Source organism: Coleofasciculus sp. H7-2 (genome assembly GCF_042747725.1).
In the GTDB taxonomy this organism is placed as follows: Bacteria; Cyanobacteriota; Cyanobacteriia; order Cyanobacteriales; family FACHB-T130; genus FACHB-T130.
The window spans coordinates 1-3681 of sequence record NZ_JBHZGO010000097.1 but is presented as its reverse complement, the minus strand read 5'-3'; the positions used below and the strand labels follow the sequence as shown (position 1 = coordinate 3681).

Genomic DNA, 3681 nt, shown 5'->3' with positions numbered 1-3681 from the left:
GGGATGGGCATCTCTAGCTAAATGTTTGAAAACTTGTAATTCTACATCCATTGCCCTACCTACTGTGTAGAGTTTTATTTTTCAATTTCTTTATTCATTATATTCGGAAAGTGACAGAAGAGGGATAGTATTAAAGACAACTTTTTGAAAAAACTTGATAATTCCAAACCCAACCAGCGGAACTAGCAAGATATAAACATAACTGATCAGGAAAAGCAACCCGCCAAAAAGGACGCTAATAATATCGAAGAGAGATTGAAATATTACGCCAACTTGAAGAAATTCAAAGATTTTAAGGATTAGCGGTATAAAAAAGATAACCAGCAAATGCCAGCTAATCAGCGAGATGAGTCCATATCCTTTTCGTTGAGCAAAGTTGTGAACTAATAAGGCAACGAAAATCAGCGGTAGAAGAAAGAGAGATTGAAACCCAAATTGGATACTGGGATACCAAAATGACGCCTGCTGATAGCCTTTTTCAACTTCCCTAAAGTTTCCGTCATCCTTAACAAAGGCTATCAAACTAAGGCTTTCCGGTTTAGCAATCAATTCGCTTTTAAGATTAGAAATTTCTTTAGCAAGCGTAGAAATTGTGCGAGTGTTTTGCTCTAACGCTTGTTTGGCTTTTTCAGCACCGACGGAATTAATAGAGCGATCGCGAGACTGACCCGCAATCTTTTCTAAGAGTGATGAGTCATATTGTGTACGAATAGTCCGATTTGCTTGTTCAAGGCTACTGATTTTTTCTTGTTTCTGAGCGATAGTTTTTAGGATTTGCTGATTTGCCGAGTTATTAACCTTATCTTTGTAACCGCCATACGTTAAGCAGGTTTCCGAAACGTTGCCTAAATGCCCTGATTCGGCTTGTTGATATGTCTGCTTAAAACTAGATTGAGTGTTATTTTCATAGGGAAAGGAAAGCCTGAAAAATTCATAATCTTTATCTTTAGTGGTTTGGGTTCGGTAAGTTTGCCATTCGGAATAACAGGGATAAGCCTGCGAAGGAGCGATATGCCATCTGCTAATATCATCCAGACCCGTAAAAACATTAACTAAAATAAAAATATCAATCAAAATAATGACAATCAAACTCACTTTATTGAGTGGTTCGTTATTGATTTTCCTGGACTTACTAAAAAATTGACCCAAAATCCGGCGTAGTCTGGCAAACATCTTGTCTTTTTAATAGGCAGTAATTGAATCTTAATTGATTTTAAATGACAAAGGTTCAAAAACAGGGCAAAAATTCATCTATCTATCTATCAGAAGATTTGTTAAGAGAATGCTTGAGAAGTACTGGATGCTGCACCAATTACTCTGCTATTTTCACGTTTAAGACTGTTCTCCTATGCTCGAAGAATTTTTCTGGCTGTTTTGTGGGATATTTGGCATGACAGCGACAGGGAGAAATTAGGCTAATAGTGTGGTTGAGAGGTGGCTTAGTTGATGGCGTCCCAACCACGCCAGGTATTTACCCGTAGAAAGCTTTATTTTTCAGGTAGAAATTTATTTTCTAGTCAACGACTTTATTTTTGGTTTACAATTGTTCTCGCTCTAAATACTTATAGTATCTAACTATTTCATCTGTCTATTGCAGCTTGAAGCTCAAAGCGAGAGCTTACTGCCATTCAGCAACGCTACAAAAGTTTATATAGCAGTCCTATTTGATTAGTGAAGAATAACGAACCGCAGAGGACGCAGAGAGCGCAGAGAAAGAAAAGAGAAAGTAAAACTCACTTAGGATTGCTATAGATACAGATGAGATCGGGAATGAGTAAGGGGCAGTGGATGACTTCTGACTATTGTCCACAACCAGATAATCTACGAAAAGCGATCGCACTTAGGGCAAAAGATACTAATGATGTTCTTAAATAGCGCAGTTCTACCCATTTATTGGAATAGAAATAACAAACTCGGAGCCATGCCCTAAAGAAGAATTCACCTCCAACGTCCCCTGGTGTTTTTCTACAACAATTTGGCGGGCAATAGACAATCCTAAACCCGTTCCTTCACCCACAGGTTTGGTTGTGAAGAGGTGATCGAAGATTTTTTGTTTCACTTCATTAGTGATACCACCTCCATTGTCCTTAATCCTAATCAAAACTCGTTCGCCCTTTGCGCTCACAGCAGTTTGAATCGCGATCTGGTTGGGTAGAGCTTGAATCTCAGTAAAGCTACGTCCCTTACTTTGTTCTTCCAGAGCATCAATGGCATTTGCCAAGATATTCATAAATACCTGATTTAGCTGTCCGGGGAAGCATTCCACCGGAGGCAAATTGCCATACTCTTTCACAATTTCAATGGCAGGACGGTTTTCATTGGCTTTTAGACGATGCTTGAGAATCAGGATAGTGCTGTTGAGTCCATCGTGAATATTGAAAGGAACTGGGCGATCGCTATCTGCCCTCGAAAAGGTTCTCAAACTCGTACTGATGCCGCGAATGCGATCGACACCCTCATTCATCGACTGAATCAGTTTGGGTAGATCATCTCGCAAATACTCTAAGTCAATCTCCTCAATTTCTTTCTCAATTTCCACTCCTGGAATGGGAAACTTTTCTTGATAAAGGTCGATTAGGTTGAATAAATCCTGCACATAATATTGCGCGGGTTGCAGGTTTCCGGCAATAAAGCCTACAGGATTGTTAATTTCGTGGGCAACTCCTGCTACTAAATTGCCGAGAGCAGACATTTTTTCGCTCTGTACCAGTTGCAGTTGCATTTGTTTGAGATCGGTGAGATAAAGCTCTAGTTTTTGGGCATACTCTTGAGATTGCTGATACAGACGAGCGTTCTGTAAGGAAATTGCCGCTTGGGAACAGAGGATGTTGAGGAGGGCGACGCGATCGCTCGTAAATGCTCCGGTTGTTAAATTGTTTTCCAAATACAGAATTGCCATCATTTTGCCTTGATGGAGGATAGGAGTACACAGAATACTCTTAGGTTGCTGCTGCTTCATATAGGGGTCAGAAGCAAATGTTAATTGAGTCTTGGCATCATCGAAAACTAGGGTTTCTTTAGTCCGTTTGACGTAGTTAATGAGGGTATGAGGAATTGACCCGCTCTCTTCGAGGGGAATATCTTGCAGAATGCAGCCTTGGCGATCGCTACAGTGGACGGCGATTTTCCAGTTCTCCTCTTCTTTCAAAATCAATACTCCTGTTTGAGCGCCTGCATTCTGAATCGCCACTTGCATCAGGGTAGTGAGCAATTGTTCGAGCTTAATTTCGCTAGACAAAGCTTGATAAGCTTTGATAACCGTGGGTAAATCTACGACTGCGATGCTGGTACTCCCAGCAATTGTTTGGTTCGTGCTAAAAGATGAGGTGCTATTGGAGGTAGTGCTGGCCTCGAACGAACGAGCTTTATCCTGTTTTAAGATAGGAGCAAGTAGTTGGGGATAGCGTTGTTCTAGATCGTCAATCTTCACTTTGGCTCCCCAACGAGCGTAGCCGTAGTAAGCATCTACGAGATACACCTGGGCAATTTTTTCTTTACCCCATTCCAGGTAGAATTTGGCAGCCAATTCGTAGGCGATCGCTTCTTCTTGTTGATATAGCTGTCGCCAGGTGCATTAGGACATAGACTATGAGGGATGTCGTTGTCGTCTATTTTCAAACTTTTATGGCTAAACCCTACAGCTATGACCTGCGGCAAAAGGTGATTGAAGCGATCGAGCTG

The 3681-nt window shown here is 41.0% G+C and carries 1 protein-coding gene and 1 pseudogene; both read right to left on the bottom strand.

What is annotated here, in order from left to right; translation table 11 throughout:
- Positions 1 to 90: 90 nt before the first annotated feature.
- On the bottom strand, positions 91 to 1173 hold the full coding sequence (locus tag ACFW2W_RS19140) for a hypothetical protein (protein WP_378181704.1): 1083 nt from the start codon (positions 1171 to 1173) through the stop codon (positions 91 to 93).
- 709 nt (positions 1174 to 1882) lie between these two features.
- Positions 1883 to 3556 (bottom strand): annotated as a pseudogene (locus ACFW2W_RS19135) (ATP-binding protein); the annotation flags it as partial.
- Between the last annotated feature and the right edge of the window lie 125 nt (positions 3557 to 3681).

Coding starts and splice junctions, on each gene's coding strand:
- ACFW2W_RS19140 (WP_378181704.1), bottom strand. CDS start 1,173: ATGTTTGCCAGACTACGCCGGATTTTGGGTCAATTTTTTAGTAAGTCC.